The organism is Cytobacillus sp. (genome assembly GCF_032154635.1).
Classification (GTDB): domain Bacteria; phylum Bacillota; class Bacilli; order Bacillales; family Cytobacillaceae; genus Cytobacillus.
Genome location: NZ_JALDXW010000042.1, coordinates 1 through 16,203, shown reverse-complemented (window position 1 = coordinate 16,203; position 16,203 = coordinate 1). Strand labels below are relative to the sequence as shown.

The following is a 16,203-nucleotide window of genomic DNA, read 5'->3' as shown; positions in this document are numbered from 1 at the left end:
TTAATACAAAAAACCCTATGCTTTGCAGCACAGGGTTAAAAATTTTTAAAAGAGTCCATACTAGTACCCTATTATTCGATTTTCTCAGGCTTTGCTTTTTTATCCATAATAAATGCTCGTACTGCTTCTTTCGTAAGGCCCAGCTGTTTTGCTTCCAGGATAAGGCGAATCCAGGCTTCGTCGAGTGCTTCATGCTGTATTTTCTTTAACGTACACATACAACACACAACCCTTGCTTTTTATTTCATGACCCGCACGTCAGAAATTTTATCTTTTTACCCCATTCAGTAAAATTTCAACAATTTCTATTGCAAGCTTGTCTGGTTCCTTTAAACCAGCGAATAATTTAGTGAGAGTTAGACGTTCAATGATTCCAACAAGACTTTCAGCAAAAATACACATATCAACATCCGGACTAAAGTAGCCATTTTGAACTTCAGAAGTAAGATTTTCTTCGATTTGTATGGCAAGCTCTCTTTTAACCTCTTCAGCAATAGCAGATTCAAAGAAACCGATTTTCGTTAAATCAGGATTTTCTTTAAAGAAGGTAAATATTCCAGCTAAACCGTATGCAATTCGCTCGGATAAAGAGTTTAATTCAATTCCTGGTTCCAGACGGCTTTTACTTGTGAGGCTGAATAAATTCTCTCTAAATAATTCTACTAATTCCTGAAAAATCGCCTCTTTATTTTGAAAATATAAATAGAAGGTTGGCTGAGTCAAACCGGCGCGTTTGACAATAGAACTAACCTTCGTATCATGATAGCCATATTTTGCAAACTCATTTGCAGCGATAGTTAAGAGAAGTGCTCTGCTCTGTTCGCCATTCGATCCTTTTTTTCTCCCTCTTTGTCCCATTAATGACATCTCCATGCTGTATAGATTTTATATTATTAATGAGTATTATTATCTTATATTTACTCATACTTAGTCAATTTTTTTGTCATTTACTGAAAAAAAGAGGAGCTCATCCCCGTTGATATACTCACTTTTACAGATTTCTTCCAATTGTTGATCCTCTCTCGTACTCCACACCAATTGCCTCGATAAAATAATAATTGAATATTGTTTCTCCCTTTTTTTTCACTATAATAAGTATGGAGGTGAGCAGATGGCACGGGAACGAAAGTTTTCAATGAATGAGTTATTTTCAGCAGCAAAAGAGCTTCTCCTTATACATGGCTATGAAGGATTTACTTTTAGTTTACTTGCTGATCGTTTGAACGTTTCTAGAGGCGCATTGTATAAGTACTACGAAAATAAAGAAGAATTAATAACTGACTATATGATTGATGAGTTGAATCAATTTTTTACCGATTTACAAAAAATTGAGCACTGTGAAGGATTTGACGCACAGTTTGATTTTCTCATGAACCTAATATTTGCCATGCCTGAAGTTCAGCAGCTAATAAAAATCGCTGTGCAAATACCTAAAAATGTGAATGACAAGGTTAGAGAAAATAAGGCTCATTTAGATAAGCTCCATTTGGATATGTATAAACACTTGCAGAGTTTTATTAAGCTAGGCAAGGAAGAGAAGAAATTAAAAGCACATATTGCCAATGAATTAATTCTCGGATTTATTTTTCAAACGATTGCGATTCCTAATCATTTCGGGATTCCACATTCCGAATGGGTTGCATCTATTAAAGAAATTATCGGTCACGGAATGTTCACAAATAATTAATTGACACTTGTGTCACTTTTAAAAGATAATGACAGTGATAATCATGTAATTTTTATTTTTCTTCAAAGTGACACAAGTGTTACCTTCATTAATCTATGAAAGGAGTAAACATATGAAAACAATTTTGCAAGCTATTACAGACCGTGTATCGACAAAAAAGGGAATGTGGATCACTTTATCTATTTGGTTCGTTGCCACAATCTTATTAGCTGCTTTTGCCCCAAGCGTAAAGGAATATGAAGTTTCAAGGGTTGCTTCCCTACCTGAAGATGCTCCATCCGTTATTGCGCAAACCAAGGTAGATAAATACTTTAAAGACAATGATGGCACGCCAGCTATTCTTGTCTTTCAATCCAATGAAGGAGAAGTGGAACTTACACAGCTGGCTGAGCTCTTAGACAAAATTGGGAATGAAAATATTGATGGTGTCGAGCAAGTGATTCCTTTATCTTCATTGCCTCCCCAAGCTGCCGCTGGATTTTTCTCAGAGGATAAGACAACTGCTTTAATTCCTTTAACCTTCGACTCTTCCTTGGAGACGAAAGAAATGAGGGAGTCAATAAAACCTATTCAAAAACTCGTGAAGGAATCATCAAATTTAACCTTATACGTGACAGGACCAGCAGGAATTGCCACAGACTCGCTTGATTTATTTTCTAGAGCAGATGTTGTCCTCATTTTATCAACAGTAGGATTGATTCTTATCCTATTGATCGTCATCTATCGTTCACCATTATTAGCCTTAATTCCGCTCCTTGCCGCTGTCTTTGTTTATGAAATTGTCATGCAAACACTTGGCTTAATGGGGAAAGCAGGATTAGATATTAGTAACCAAACGATTTCCATTGCATCGATTCTTTTATTTGCTGCGGTGATTGATTATTCACTCTTTGTCTTCTCCCGCTATCGTGAAGAGCTGAAGGAGCATGAAGATAAATTCAGTTCGATGAAAGCAGCGATGAGAGAAACGGGGATGCCTGTTTTCTTCTCTGGTGGAACGGTATTAGCCGCTATGCTCGTATTATTCTTTGCTGGATTGGGAGATTATCGTAACTTTGCTCCGACCTTTGCCACAACAATGGCAATTATCATGGTAGCATCCATTACCCTTGTCCCTGCACTGTTTACATTATTCGGAAGAAAGTCCTTCTGGCCGAAAATTCCACGAGTGGGGGATGCAAAAGTAAAAACAAATTCTATCTGGAGTAAAATCGGACGTTTTGTTGGAAGAAAACCTGGATTATCCGTTGTAGTTATTGGGGCCTTTCTCCTTTTATCTGCTAGCAATATGTTTAACCTAAAATATGAATTCGATACAATGAAGTCTTTCCCTGAAGATATGCCTTCAAGGATGGGCTATGAAATTTTAGAGGAAAAGTTTGAAAAAGGAGATTTGGCTCCGACAACCGTATTATTCGAAGCAAAAGATGAGGTTCGTGCTGAGCAGCAAGATGCTTTAAAAGCCGTCCTTTCGGGTCAGCCGCTTGTCAGCAATGTTCGAATAAATGGAAGAACCGAAGATAATCAGGCAATAAATTACAGCCTTACCTTTGAAGAAAGTCCATATGCAGCTGAAACAATGGATGCATTGGCAGCAATGATAGCGAATGCAGATCAGATTGTTGCGGACAGCAGCCTTACAGGAGAACTCTATTTTGCAGGAGAAACAGCAACGAAAGTAGATGATCGATCTGTTAATAATAAAGATGTTCTTTTAATTGTCTTACTAGAAACAATATTAATTTTTATTATGCTCATCGTATTAACAAAGTCAATTAAAATGCCCATATATATGATGGGGACAATTCTTGTTTCCTTCCTTGCTGCCTTAGGATTAGGGATGTTCTTAACCAATCTAATCTTTGATATCGATACGATAAGTAACCGTGTTCCACTATATGCCTTTGTTTTCTTAATTGCACTTGGCATTGACTACAATATTATTTTAATTTCAAGATTCCAAGAGGAACGAAGGAAGCATTCCGTCAAAGAAGCCGTAGAAATTGCCGTTGCTAATACGGGAGGGGTCATATCCTCAGCGGGTATTATCCTTGCTGCAACTTTCGCAGTTCTCATGACTCAGCCTATTCAATTGTTATTTGTGTTCGGATTTATTGTTGCTGTCGGTATTCTACTAGATACATTCCTAATCAGAGGGGTTTTATTGCCTGGACTAATTATTTTGTTTGAGAAAGATAAAGATAGCAAAAAAGAGACAGCTAATTAATTGCTGAGCCGATGAACCATGCTGAATAACCTCAATTGTTAGACAGACCTAACAATTGGAGGTGCTGTTTTTTTATTCTTCAAAAAGGTTCAGCTGGTACACTCTCCCCTTATTCATCCCCGAATAGGAGATATTCATTGAATGAAGAATTCTAGTAGCAGTCGCTGCTGATTCAATTTTTGCAAAAGACTCCCTTGCTTAGTTCATCCTTGCTTATATTGTATTTATCCATAATGGAGGAATCTAATTCTGTGTGCTGTTTTTTTTAAATGCGTATTGCCTTTTTTAATTCTTTTTCGGAAAAAGTGGATGGATGAAGAGAATTTTCGAACTGAATGATTTTAGAGGGGATAGCTTCGCGATGGATAACTTTTTGACTGATCAGACTGTTGTCCGGAGTCGTACGAATGACAGTCTGCGGATTGCTAATCACAATGAAAGAGTGGATTGGCATTTCTCTTAATCCATTATTTCTGAACCATTTTTTCAACTGTGATTCATGACGTTTTACTTGTATAAGAGGGTTAGGAAAAGCCATTTCCTTTCCTTCTTTTATTCGAATTAACTGATTGAATAAAGGGTCAAAGTAAATAGTGCCTGCTATATTCTTTACTTCTATTATTATTAAATCACTCCTAGTCATTATTAGTGTATCGGTTTGAAAAAAGCGGGAGTCATCCTTTAAACGGATATCATGAAATATAAAGTATTGCTTGGGATCAAGAAATTCTAAATAAAAATCAAGAGAGCATTCTCCTTTGTAACCTGCCATTTTTTTACTAAGTTCCTCAGAAATAAAGGGGAGTTTCGGATGATAAGGAGGAAGTCTGCGTATCAGCGCTTCCAGTTTTCGAATAGAAAGGGAGGTTTTGCGGGGTTTAACATTCATTTTATCACTCCTAATCTGTCTTCAAATATGGAGTTCGCCATTCTTAGCTCAATACCTCCTCTCCCTTCTAAAATTTCCATTTAAAATAGATGATATCTACGAAAAATTCATTTTATCTACGAAATCAGTAAGTATATCTGCGATATTTCCGAAATATCGATTTTTCGACAAAACTGCATAAAAACGTTCAGAAAGCTCCCTTTCTGAACGTCCTACACGCTTTTTACTAATAAATAAATGAAATAGGGTGCACCTAAAATTGATACAACTAAGCCGACCGGCAGTTCCATTGGTGCCATTACGACTCTGCCCAGCGTATCGGCTGAGAGCAGCAATAAAGCACCAATTGCAGCAGTAAGCGGGATAATCTTTGCATGTCGTGCACCAATGAGACGTCTAGCTATATGCGGGGCGATTAGCCCTAAAAAAGTAATACCGCCTCCAACGGATACACTTGCACCTGCTAAGGCGACAGCGACAAGAAGCAGAATCACTCTTTCCTTTTCTATCCGAACGCCAACCCCTATAGCGACAGAATCACCCAGGCGCAAGACATCTAAAAATCGGGCTTTATACACTGCAAACGGAATTAGAATAAGCAGCCAAGGGAGAAGTGCCCATACATATGTCCAATTTGTTCCCCAAATCGTTCCTGAGATCCATATAATGGCTTTCATAAAATCAATCGAATCCATTTTCATTTGAAAAATGATCAGTCCTGCACCAAAGGCAGCATTTATTCCAATCCCAATTAATAGTAATCGAACAGGCGTCACTGTTCCATTTTTCCAGGAAAGCAAGTAAATCAATAAGGCTGCGATAAACGCTCCGGCTAAAGCAGTCAGCGGCATGATAAAGATTGATAGCACCCCTGTAAAGAATGCCGTTCCTTGAAAGAAAAACATATATACAACAACAGCAAACCCTGCACCAGAATTGATGCCAAGAATGCCTGGATCTGCAAGCGGATTTTGTGAAACACCTTGAAGAATCGCGCCTGAAACAGCAATTCCCATTCCGACTAGAAGGGCTATAATCATTCTTGGCAGGCGGAAGTCAACTATCGTCAGTTCATTATTGGGAGTACCTTGTCCAATTAATGTCGATAAAACCTCTGCCAAAGGAATTCTAATATAGCCAGCATTTATACTTAGAAGAAAAACAATGACTAGTAAAATGATTGTTACAATCATAAGGAGTTTAAATGTATGCTGATTTTTCGATAAATGCATTATAGACCTCTCCCTTCTTTACGAGCTAAGTAAAGGAAGAACGGTACACCAATTAACGCAGTTACCGCACCGACGGGTGTTTCAAAAGGAGCATTTACCATCCGTCCGACAATATCGGCAACAACTAATAAGATTCCCCCAAGGATAGCCGAGCACGGAATAATCCATCGATAATCCATCCCAACTAAAAAACGAGTAATATGCGGGATAACTAGACCAACAAATCCAATCATTCCAGCAATTGAAACAGCTGCTCCCGTTAAAAATAACACAACAATCGTTCCTAATAATTTAATGAGGCGTGTATTCTGTCCTAACCCTTTCGCAATCTCCTCACCTAAGCTTAAAATCGAGATCGAACGAGAGATGAGTAATGCCAGGATTAATCCGCCTGCCACAAAAGGAATCACGTACATTAATTGCTGCATTTGTACACCAGATACCCCACCTGCATACCAATAACTAATATCCTTAGACACATTGTATTTAATCCCTATAGCTGTTGATAAAGCACTAAGCAAAGAGGCGATAGCTGATCCTGCAAGCGCAAGCTTTACAGGCGTTATTCCCCCTTTAGATAAAGAAGAGATCCCAAATACCAAAGCTGCTCCCAGCCCCGCTCCAATAAATGAAAACGCAATTAAACCAGAATAAGATATCGCTGGCACAAAAGCAAAGGCAATGGCAATCAGAAAAGAGGATCCTGATGTAACCCCCATGATTGAGGGGTCAGCAAGCGGGTTTCTTGTCATTCCCTGCATAATTGCACCCGAAGCTGCCAGCCCGGCACCAACGATTACGGCGGCAATCGCACGAGGAAGCCGTAATTCTCGTATTATGACATGTGAGGAGTTTTCACTGTCAAAATGAAACAACGCTTTCCAAACAGTTTGATAGCTAAGATCTGCTGCTCCAAAATGGATGGATGCGATGATAGAAAATAACAGCAAGATCGAACCACCCAATATGACAAGTGATCCAACTAATCGATTACTATGTATTCTATTTTCAACTACTTCAGAATGCTTTTTTTCTCTTTGACTCATAATAAGTAAACTTCTTCCTTCAAATATTGTCCACATTTAATTTTAATATATTATTGACAAGTTAATGGTTTTATATTTTAATTGAAATCGATAATCGTTATCAATTAAAAATTAACAACTGTATTTTAACATAACTTTAGGAGGATTCCAATGAGTAATATACTAAGTAAAAAGAAATTCATCCAGTTAATGGGCGTTGGACTTGTTGCATTATCACTTGCAGCTTGCGGCAATGCAGACAAGAACACGGAGCAATCCTCTCAAAATAAAACGGAGCAGCAAGCTACAAATAAAGAGGCTGCAGCTGAACGAACATTAACAGATGCAATGGGTCATAAAGTGGTTATTCCAGCTAACCCAAAGAGAGTTATTGCTTCCTATCTTGAAGATAACCTCGTTGCATTAGGAATCAAGCCCGTTGCACAATGGAGTGTAAATGACGGAGCAAGCATCCAAGGCTATTTGCAAGGTGAGTTAAAGGATATCCCAACAATCCCTCACGACCTTCCATTTGAAGCAGTTCAGAAGTTTTCGCCTGACTTAATTATTATGGACTCTTCCAGTATGGTTGAAGGGGGAAAATATGAACAATATAGCAAAATTGCCCCTACATATGTAATCGGTACGGAGGTAAACAATGACTGGCGCGATGAACTTCTCCGAGTAGGTGAAGTTTTTGACAAGGAAGATGAAGCAAAGAAAGTATTAGAAAACTACGAAGCAAAAGCTGCAGAAGCAAAGAAAGAGATTGAAGACAAAGTCGGTAATCCTTCTGTTGCAGCTATTTGGCTAGTAGGAGGTAAGTTCTTCGTCGTTAGTGAAAACTTATCAAGCGGTGCAGTCATGTATGAGGATTTAGGATTAAAGGTACCAGAAGTGGTTAAAGAAATTTCATCTAGTGGAGATAGCAACTGGAATGCAATCTCATTAGAAAAATTAGTTGAACTTGATGCTGACTATCTATTTCTTATTAATAGTGATACAGCAAGCGGATCGCCTTCTTTAAGCGAGGCTTTATGGAAGAGTGTTCCTGCTGTTAAAGCTGGGAATGTCTTTGAATTTTCTCCAGACGAAAGCTGGTTATATACTGGCGCAATTGCCAATGGACAAATGATCGACAACATTTTAAAAAGCATCGTAAAATAATCAATAAAGGGCTATTACATACTCACTATGTGATAGCCCTTATTTTGCAATTCTATTTATGATTGATTCTCATTATCAACTAGTATAAGATGAAACTAAATAAGACTGAACAATCAACAACAGAATTCATGAAGGAAGGCTTTAACATGAATCGTCTATTAACGGAAGACTTATCTGTTGGTTATCAAGAAAACATCATTGTTAACCAAATGAATATACAGTTTAATAGCAATGAAATTACAACCATTATTGGCCCAAATGGCTGTGGAAAATCCACTTTGCTAAAGGCAATGACTCGTATTATCCCCCACTCTAAAGGAAGTATTTTATTAGACGGTCAATCCATTGCAAAGGAAAACACAAAAAAACTGGCACGAAAGATGGCTATTTTGCCGCAAACCCAAGACAGTGCAGCCGGTTTAACTGTCGGAGAGCTCGTTTCATATGGCAGATTTCCCTATCAAAAAGGCTTCGGCAAATTATCGCCTGCCGATTATGAAATCATTGATTGGGCTTTACAAGTAACAAACACATTTGATTTCAAATTTCGGACAGTAGACTCGCTTTCAGGCGGTCAGAGACAGCGAGTATGGATTGCTATGGCACTAGCACAGGAAACAGAGATTATCTTCTTGGATGAGCCTACCACCTATCTTGACATGGCACACCAATTAGAAGTACTCGAGTTGCTTAAAGGCTTAAACGAAACACAAAATCGAACAATCATTATGGTTTTACATGATTTAAACCATGCAGCCCGTTTTTCCCATAACATGATCGCCCTAAAGGATGGCAATCTTATTAAAGCCGGAACAAGTGAAGAGGTTATGCAGAAGGATATATTGCAAAAAGTATTTCACATTGATGCAGAAATCAGCCGTGATCCGAGAACAGGAAAACCGATATGCATAACGTATGATTTAATAAAATAGGAAATATGTTTAAAAACTGCAGATCTCTCTGCAGTTTTTTTATTGGCGTCAAACGCCCTTATTCCTCTCCACCTAACGTCTCTTCCTCCATTTAATCACGTGCATAACTTTTATAACTTTATGGGATAACTAAGAAAACCTGTCATTAAAAGGGATTATTTTTTAGGAGGAAAAATGGTTGGTACGTCGTGTAAAGAAACTGCTAAGAAAAAAAGAAAATAATCAGGCACAAACAGATCTTCAAACACACCCTTCAGACGACCAAGTTATATTGGCAAATAACATCGATGAAAATATCGAATATTTCCGTTCTATATATGCCAATTGCTCAGATGTGGTTTTCCGGCCATTTTTAATAGGAGGAATGATTCAAGCTTATCTTATATACTTCGATGGGCTGGCAAATGTAGAAGAAGCGGATGAGCAAATTCTTAATCCGCTAATGAACGCAAATATTGAAGATTCAAGTAAATTAATGAATTTACTCGAAAATAAAATTCCTGTTACCAATTTAAAAAAGCTAACTACCCAGTCTGAATGCATTAATTCAATATCAACAGGAAACCCTTTGCTGGTATGTGACGGATTAAATAGTAGTTATTCCTTCTGCCTAGCTAAATGGGAAAAGCGAGCAATTGGAGAGCCAACTGCCGAAGTAGGTATTAAAGGACCAAGGGAAGGATTTACGGAAACAATTAACGTAAGCACCTCTCAATTACGGCGGATTATTAAAACTCCTTCTCTCAAGATGCAAGAATTATTTATTGGTCAGCACACAAAAACTAAGGTTGTTATTTCTTATATAGAGGGGCTTGCCAATCATACTCTTATTGAAGAAGTGCATAATCGCTTAGAACGAATTAAGATTGATGGCATTTTAGAGAGTGGCTATATCGAAGAATTAATAGAAGACAATCCTTACTCCCCCTTCCCGCAAGTTTTAACTACCGAACGTCCTGACGTTGTCTGTTCCAATTTGCTGGAAGGCAGGGTTGCCATCTTAGTTGACGGGACTCCATTTGTAATTATTGCTCCAACAACATTCTTTTCGTTATTGCAATCACACGAAGATTATTACCAGCGCTTCCCAATCAGTTCAGCGGTTCGCTGGCTACGTTATTTATTCCTAATTATATCAGTGCTGCTGCCATCTCTTTATGTAGCTATTCTAACTTTTCACCATGAAATGGTCCCTACTGCTCTCCTGCTCAGTGTAGCTGCTTCAAGAGAAGCTGTTCCCTTCCCTGCTCTTGTAGAAGCCCTAATGATGGAGGTTACCTTTGAAGCGTTAAGAGAAGCAGGGATACGATTGCCAAAGCAGGTTGGTGCTGCAGTCAGTATTGTAGGTGCTTTGGTTATTGGACAAGCCGCTGTCCAAGCGGGACTTGTATCAGCGCCTATGGTTATAGTGGTAGCTATTACTGGGATTGCCTCATTCATGATTCCACGATATGCGATGGGCATCGGATTTCGAATCCTGCGCTTCCCCATTATTTTTTTGGCTGGGGCACTAGGTCTACTCGGAGTTATGATGGGGATTATTGCCATAATTGTTCATTTATCAACCATTCGTTCTTTTGGTGTTCCCTATTTAAGTCCTTTAGCTCCATTAAAAGGTTCGGAACTGAAAGATACAATGGTAAGAGCCCCATGGTGGAAGCTTAAAACTCGTCCTCATTTAACAGGTGACTTTAACAAGTATCGTCAATCTCCTGGTTTAAAACCTGACCCTACTAAAGGAGGAGATTAGCCTAATTTTATTCGCAAAGGAGAAAATATAGAATGAAGCGCTTTTTCCTATCTCTTTCTTATTTTCTAAGTATTTTTATGCTCAGCGGTTGCTGGGATCGCGTTGAAGTCAATGATATCGCTATCATAACAGCAACAGCTATAGACCTAACAGAGGATAAACAGATTAAAGTTACCGCACAAGTGTTTATTCCTCGGGCACTTAGTGGCGGAGGCGGCATGGGAACAGGCGGAGGAGATCTAACATTAATTCGGAAAGGAATTGGCATTAATTTAGCAGATGCTGTTTCGAAGCTTCAAATGGTACTGCCTCGAACAATCTTTTGGGGGCAATGCAAAGTTTTCATCTTTGGTATGGGACTCGCCGAAAACGGAATTCGTCAGCAGTTCGATTTCTTAGTTCGCCATCCTGAGCCGCGCGGCAGAGCATTTATGTTTGTTAGTAAAGCTGACACTGAAAAAGTTCTTCAGTTACTGCCCCCTTTAGAACGCTATTCTGGTGAAGTACTTAAAGAACTTTTAGATTTCAATATAGGGCTTCCTGTAACAATGAAGGATCTAGATTTAATGTTGACAAGTGATGCCCAAAACGCCGTGATTCCCCTTATAAATATATACCCTCCCAATAAAGGGAAAATGGAATTTGAATCGATCCCTTATATATCAGGTTCCGCATTATTTTCGAAAGATAAAATGATCGGCACGATAGGTGAATATGAAACACGAGGAATCATGTGGATAAAAAATATGCTAAAAGATAGCACCATTTCTTTTAAAACTGGGAATGAAAAGGAAGAGATATCAGTTGGTCCCGTACAATCTCATGTCAAACTAAAGCCTAAGATAACAAAAGGTGCATGGAAAATGAGCGTGAAAGTGCGTGCAGAAGGCGATGTGATTCAAAATGAAACCAAGCTAGATTTAATGGATCCGGAGACAATTAAGAAGGTAGAAATTGATTTTGAGAAAAATATTAAACATCGGATTGAAGCGGCATTAGATCCGCTTCAGAAAGAATTTAATCTTGACATTATTAATTTTGCGACAGAATATCATCACCACTACCCAAAGGAATGGAAAAAGGTGAAAAACCGTTGGAATGAGATATTTCCCAAGATAGAAGTAAGTGTGGATGTCGAAGCCTATATTCGCAGACCTGGGTATACAAGTACTCCAAGCGGGCTGCCTAAGAACGAGGTGAAACATGAGTGAAATGGGGAATATTCTTTTGTGTCATGGTAATTATTGGAGCCATTATTTTATATGAGTGGAAAAAAATAAAAACCTATCCTAAAAAAGATCAATTCACGTTTTTTATTTTACTTCTGCTAGCTGGCACTCTTTCTCTTTTTGATCTTCCCAACTTACCAGGGCCAGTGACATTGCTTGAAAATATATTTAGACCATTCGGCAAATTTATGGAAAGTCTATAAATTTTATATGTATTGGATTTCTTAGTGATTGGAGGTTTAGGAATGGAGAAAGGAAAAATTTCCTCTTTGCAAATGGGGATGATCATGTATTTGACAATAATGTCCACTGCGATTTTAACAGTTCCCGGAATCACTGCCAAGTATGCCAAACAAGATTTATGGCTTTCTCCTATCTGGGCCTCACTTGTTGGATTTATGACCTTATTTATTGTTATGAGGTTATCAAAAAACTATCCACAGCAATCCTTTTTTCAAATATGTGAACGAACAGCAGGGGTATATATAGGGAAGCTATTAGGATTTATTTATGTATGCTTTTTAGCTTATGTGACAGGGCAAATCGTTAGAAGCTACGCAGATTTTATATTAACGGTATATTTACCGCAAACCCCAATAAGTATCATTATCATTTCAATGACCGTTCTTGCCGCTTTCACCGTCATTGGTGGATTAGAAGTAATTGGAAGAGTATCCCAGATATTTTTTCCTATTTTTATTTTTTCTATTTTTATCATTATTATTTTATTAATTCCTAAACTACATTTAGGTAATCTATTGCCTATTATGGAAGACGGAATTCTCCCTTCATTAAAAGGAGCCATTATCCCTCAAATCTGGTTTGGGGAATTTTTCTTATTGATATTTCTTCTTCCATTTTTATCAGATCAAAATAAAGGAAAGAAATGGGGATTGATTACGATATTTATGGTGCTATTCACCTTTATAATAGCAAATTTAATTGTTCTTTTTATTTTGGGACAAAACACAGCCGGTACCCTTTACCCCTTTTTAAAAGCTACTCTATTTGTTAACATAGGTGATTTCATCGAAAATTTGGATCCCATAATAATTGCTCTATGGATTTTGGGGTCGTTTGTAAAAATAACGGTTTTTTATTATGTGACTGCATTAGGGATCGGACAATGGCTAAATCTGACTGACTACAAGCCTTTCGTATGGCCGCTCGGCATTCTAATCGTACAATTAAGCTTCTGGTCTTTACCAAATTTAATAGTTATCAATCATCACGATGAAACCGTCTCTCCGTTTCTTGGCATAGTCATGCAGACTTGCATTCCATTACTCTTATTAGGTATTTCTAGTATCAAAAAAAAAGTAAAAGCAGTAAAGATATAATTTTTCGATGAAAGGAGTGAGGATAATGGATAAAGGAAGAATTTCCTCCATGCAAATGGGGATGATGATGTATTTGACAATTATTGCAACAGCTATCCTTACAGTACCTTCAATCACTGCGAAATATGCAAAGAAAGATTTGTGGATATCTCCTATTTGGGCTTCAATCATTGGCTTTATTACGGTGATCATTGTGATGCAATTATCGAAACGATTCCCTCGGCAATCATTTTTTCAAATATGCGAGCAGACAATTGGCACACTTGCTACAAAACTTCTCGGTTTTCTATATTTCACCTTTTTTCTTATTGCATCCGGACAAATTACTAGAACCTATGCTGAATTTATCAAGGTTTTCTTTATAAAAACACCTGTTCATGTCATTATAATTACCATGCTGTTACTATCAGCATTTACAGTCATTGCTGGGATAGAAGTGATTGGAAGAGTTTCTCAATTAGTTTTTCCAATTTTTATCTTCTCCGTATTTATTATTATTTTCTTATTACTTCCCCAGCTTGAACCTTCAAATATTTTTCCGATAGTAGAGAACGGACTCCTTCCCTCTTTGAAAGGGGCGATTATCCCTCAAATATGGTTTGGCGAGCTATTCCTAATGGTGTTTCTCCTCCCCTCCATATCAGATTCAAAGGGGATGAAATGGGGAATCATTACGGTTCTTTTAATTTTAGTCACTTTTATCTTAATAAATATTACTGTTTTGTTTATTCTAAATCAAAATACTGAATTTTATATTTATCCTTTTTTATCAGCCACTCAATTAGTAAACTTGGGTGATTTCATAGAAAGTATCGATCCTATTATCATTGCAATATGGATATTAGGAACTTTTATCAAAATTACTGTTTTCTACAATGCTACAATTTTCACAACCGCTCAATGGCTAAAATTATCTGATTATAAACCGATTGTTTGGCCGATTGGCATTTTAATAGTAGAGGTGAGTTTTTGGGGAGTGCCGAATTTAATGGTAAACAATCATATAGATATAGCTGTTTTCCCGCTCTTATTTCCAATCATGCAAACTTTCATTCCATTTTTTATATTAATGGTGGCTGTTTTAAGGAAGAAGTCAAAGAGCCTAGAAATTCAATAATTAAGAGGTTATACTTTTAGGGTAAAAGCTGCCATTCTTTTTCAAAAGTTTGGGTGCAAGCATCCTTTAACTAGCTTATTCAAGGTGGCGGTTTTTGCTTAAGGACTCGCATTTTACGATGAATATACGTTTAGTAAAGGAAGAGGATAACTATGATTTCATATACGCAAGTTTTTCATGGAACTGCTTTTTCTAGCAGCTCACCAAAAGAGGTCGAAATTTTAAGGGATCATTTATTCTGTATTAATGCGAATGGTATGATTGAAAAGGTTGTTGGACCTGAAGAGGATGATTATCAAACTCTGCTAGATACCTATCGGGATACAGATAAATTTCATCGCTTAGCTGACGGTCAATATTTCTTACCAGGATTTGTCGATTTGCATGTTCATGCACCACAATGGGCCCAATCTGGAACAGCTTTAGATCTTCCTCTCTATGATTGGTTAAACACGTATACCTTTCCGCTTGAGGCGAAATTTTCGGATATAGATTTCGCAAAAGATATTTACGAAGAAGTAGTGGCTACCCTCCTGGCAAATGGAACAACTACCGCCCTTTATTTTGCAACCGTTCATAAAGAAGCCAGTTTGCTGCTGGCAAACATTTGTGCTAAAAAGGGACAGCGTGGTTTGGTTGGAAAAGTAGTTATGGATGATCCCGAACAAAACCCAGATTATTATCGTGACGCTGATGCTCAGACAGCATTAGCAGATACAGAAGAATTTATTCTAGCTGTTAAAGACTTAGCAAAGTCAGTGAAACAAGGAGTATACCCTGTAGTTACCCCTCGATTTATTCCCAGCTGTACGGATGAAGCTTTAAAGGGACTAGGCGCATTAGCTGCAAAACATGATACATACATCCAATCTCACTGCAGTGAAAGCGATTGGGCACATACATATGTTCAAGATCGTTTCGATAAAAATGACGCATTTGCGTTGCATGATTTTGGCCTATTACGTGATAAGTCTGTCATGGCACATTGTAATTTTTTACATGACGATGATGCAGATTTATTTGCGAAAACAGGAACTGCTGTAAGTCATTGCCCAATCTCAAATGCCTATTTTGCCAATAGCGTTCTGCCCGTCGCCCATTTACATGCAAAGGGTGTGGAAATTGGATTAGGTTCGGATATTTCTGGAGGCTTTTCACCAAGTCTTTTCGATAATGCAAGACAAGCAGTCCTATCATCCAGAATGCTTGATGATGGGGTGAATCCATCCCTGCCTGCTGAAAAACGCGGTGTGCGAAATTCACGAATCACTATGAATGAAGCCTTCTACTTTGCTACTGTCGGCGGCGGAGAGAGCTTAAGCTTGCCAATTGGCCGCTTAGCAGAAACCTATGCATGGGATGTACAAATAATCGATACAGCTCTCGCATCTGCAAAACTTCCTATCCATAACGATAAAGATGATTTATATGATATTTTTCAAAAAATTATGTACCTTGCCCGGCCTGAAAACATTCGTGAGGTCTGGGTTCAAGGAGAGAAAGTTTATTCACGTGCATTATGAATGAAAGGCGCATTCCCTAAGAATGCGCCTATTGATATTTTTTAATGTCCCCCATGTCCTCCGCCGTCTGCAGAAGTAATTTCAA

Annotated in this window: 15 protein-coding genes; 10 read left to right on the top strand and 5 right to left on the bottom strand. The window is 37.9% G+C overall.

Annotated features, from left to right (window positions below):
- Positions 1-71 precede the first annotated feature (71 nt).
- On the bottom strand, positions 72-218 hold the full coding sequence (gene sinI / locus RUH74_RS20530) for a DNA-binding anti-repressor SinI (RefSeq protein WP_313803458.1): 147 nt from the start codon (positions 216-218) through the stop codon (positions 72-74).
- Between the two features lie 49 nt (positions 219-267).
- Positions 268-858: a TetR/AcrR family transcriptional regulator gene (locus RUH74_RS20525; protein ID WP_313803456.1), complete on the bottom strand. Its 591-nt coding sequence runs from the start codon at positions 856-858 to the stop codon at positions 268-270.
- 253 nt (positions 859-1,111) lie between these two features.
- Between RUH74_RS20525 and RUH74_RS20520 the strand changes: the two genes are divergently transcribed.
- Positions 1,112-1,687: a TetR/AcrR family transcriptional regulator gene (locus RUH74_RS20520; protein ID WP_313803454.1), complete on the top strand. Its 576-nt coding sequence runs from the start codon at positions 1,112-1,114 to the stop codon at positions 1,685-1,687.
- A gap of 112 nt (positions 1,688-1,799) precedes the next feature.
- On the top strand, positions 1,800-3,914 hold the full coding sequence (locus RUH74_RS20515) for an MMPL family transporter (protein WP_313803452.1): 2,115 nt from the start codon (positions 1,800-1,802) through the stop codon (positions 3,912-3,914).
- A gap of 265 nt (positions 3,915-4,179) precedes the next feature.
- Here the strand turns inward: RUH74_RS20515 and RUH74_RS20510 are convergent, their stop codons facing one another.
- From RUH74_RS20510 to RUH74_RS20500, 3 genes are all read right to left on the bottom strand, one after another.
- The gene (locus tag RUH74_RS20510) at positions 4,180-4,803 is read right to left on the bottom strand and encodes a nuclease-related domain-containing protein (RefSeq protein WP_313803450.1); all 624 of its coding nucleotides are present in this window, start codon (positions 4,801-4,803) and stop codon (positions 4,180-4,182) included.
- A 212-nt stretch (positions 4,804-5,015) separates the two neighbouring features.
- Entirely contained in the window at positions 5,016-6,035 is a 1,020-nt protein-coding gene (locus RUH74_RS20505; RefSeq protein WP_313803448.1) for a FecCD family ABC transporter permease, read from the bottom strand.
- Positions 6,035-7,081: a FecCD family ABC transporter permease gene (locus RUH74_RS20500; protein ID WP_313803446.1), complete on the bottom strand. Its 1,047-nt coding sequence runs from the start codon at positions 7,079-7,081 to the stop codon at positions 6,035-6,037. The genes RUH74_RS20505 and RUH74_RS20500 overlap by 1 nt, the downstream gene beginning before the upstream one ends.
- A gap of 150 nt (positions 7,082-7,231) precedes the next feature.
- Between RUH74_RS20500 and RUH74_RS20495 the strand changes: the two genes are divergently transcribed.
- The 8 genes from RUH74_RS20495 (at position 7,232) to guaD (ending at position 16,118) form a co-directional block, all read left to right on the top strand.
- Entirely contained in the window at positions 7,232-8,227 is a 996-nt protein-coding gene (locus RUH74_RS20495; RefSeq protein WP_313803444.1) for an ABC transporter substrate-binding protein, read from the top strand.
- 146 nt (positions 8,228-8,373) lie between these two features.
- Positions 8,374-9,159 (top strand): ABC transporter ATP-binding protein, encoded by a 786-nt coding sequence (locus tag RUH74_RS20490; protein WP_313803442.1) that lies wholly within the window; start codon positions 8,374-8,376, stop codon positions 9,157-9,159.
- Positions 9,160-9,337: 178 nt separating this feature from the next.
- A complete protein-coding gene (locus RUH74_RS20485; RefSeq protein ID WP_396230120.1) occupies positions 9,338-10,909 on the top strand; it encodes a spore germination protein in 1,572 nt (523 codons plus the stop codon).
- Positions 10,910-10,941: 32 nt separating this feature from the next.
- Positions 10,942-12,120 carry a Ger(x)C family spore germination protein gene (locus tag RUH74_RS20480; RefSeq protein WP_313803440.1) on the top strand — a complete coding sequence of 393 codons (1,179 nt, stop codon included), beginning with the start codon at positions 10,942-10,944 and terminating at the stop codon, positions 12,118-12,120.
- The gene (locus RUH74_RS20475; protein WP_313803438.1) at positions 12,117-12,341 is read left to right on the top strand and encodes a hypothetical protein; all 225 of its coding nucleotides are present in this window, start codon (positions 12,117-12,119) and stop codon (positions 12,339-12,341) included. Before RUH74_RS20480 ends, RUH74_RS20475 begins: the two co-directional genes overlap by 4 nt.
- Before the next feature lie 42 nt (positions 12,342-12,383).
- Positions 12,384-13,478: a GerAB/ArcD/ProY family transporter gene (locus RUH74_RS20470; protein ID WP_313803436.1), complete on the top strand. Its 1,095-nt coding sequence runs from the start codon at positions 12,384-12,386 to the stop codon at positions 13,476-13,478.
- A gap of 25 nt (positions 13,479-13,503) precedes the next feature.
- Positions 13,504-14,595, top strand: coding sequence for a GerAB/ArcD/ProY family transporter (locus RUH74_RS20465; RefSeq protein ID WP_313803435.1), 1,092 nt, complete (start codon positions 13,504-13,506; stop codon positions 14,593-14,595).
- A 152-nt stretch (positions 14,596-14,747) separates the two neighbouring features.
- Positions 14,748-16,118 carry a guanine deaminase gene (gene guaD / locus RUH74_RS20460; protein WP_313803433.1) on the top strand — a complete coding sequence of 457 codons (1,371 nt, stop codon included), beginning with the start codon at positions 14,748-14,750 and terminating at the stop codon, positions 16,116-16,118.
- Positions 16,119-16,203 lie beyond the last annotated feature (85 nt).

Bases quoted from the DNA above. Each gene is read 5' to 3' on its own strand.
- RUH74_RS20495 (WP_313803444.1), top strand. From the start codon at position 7,232: ATGAGTAATATACTAAGTAAAAAGAAATTCATCCAGTTAATGGGCGTT.
- RUH74_RS20520 (WP_313803454.1), top strand. From the start codon at position 1,112: ATGGCACGGGAACGAAAGTTTTCAATGAATGAGTTATTTTCAGCAGCA.
- RUH74_RS20480 (WP_313803440.1), top strand. From the start codon at position 10,942: ATGAAGCGCTTTTTCCTATCTCTTTCTTATTTTCTAAGTATTTTTATG.
- RUH74_RS20515 (WP_313803452.1), top strand. From the start codon at position 1,800: ATGAAAACAATTTTGCAAGCTATTACAGACCGTGTATCGACAAAAAAG.
- sinI (WP_313803458.1), bottom strand. From the start codon at position 218: ATGTGTACGTTAAAGAAAATACAGCATGAAGCACTCGACGAAGCCTGG.
- RUH74_RS20465 (WP_313803435.1), top strand. From the start codon at position 13,504: ATGGATAAAGGAAGAATTTCCTCCATGCAAATGGGGATGATGATGTAT.
- RUH74_RS20470 (WP_313803436.1), top strand. From the start codon at position 12,384: ATGGAGAAAGGAAAAATTTCCTCTTTGCAAATGGGGATGATCATGTAT.
- RUH74_RS20505 (WP_313803448.1), bottom strand. From the start codon at position 6,035: ATGCATTTATCGAAAAATCAGCATACATTTAAACTCCTTATGATTGTA.
- guaD (WP_313803433.1), top strand. From the start codon at position 14,748: ATGATTTCATATACGCAAGTTTTTCATGGAACTGCTTTTTCTAGCAGC.
- RUH74_RS20500 (WP_313803446.1), bottom strand. From the start codon at position 7,081: ATGAGTCAAAGAGAAAAAAAGCATTCTGAAGTAGTTGAAAATAGAATA.
- RUH74_RS20490 (WP_313803442.1), top strand. From the start codon at position 8,374: ATGAATCGTCTATTAACGGAAGACTTATCTGTTGGTTATCAAGAAAAC.
- RUH74_RS20510 (WP_313803450.1), bottom strand. From the start codon at position 4,803: ATGAATGTTAAACCCCGCAAAACCTCCCTTTCTATTCGAAAACTGGAA.
- RUH74_RS20525 (WP_313803456.1), bottom strand. From the start codon at position 858: ATGGGACAAAGAGGGAGAAAAAAAGGATCGAATGGCGAACAGAGCAGA.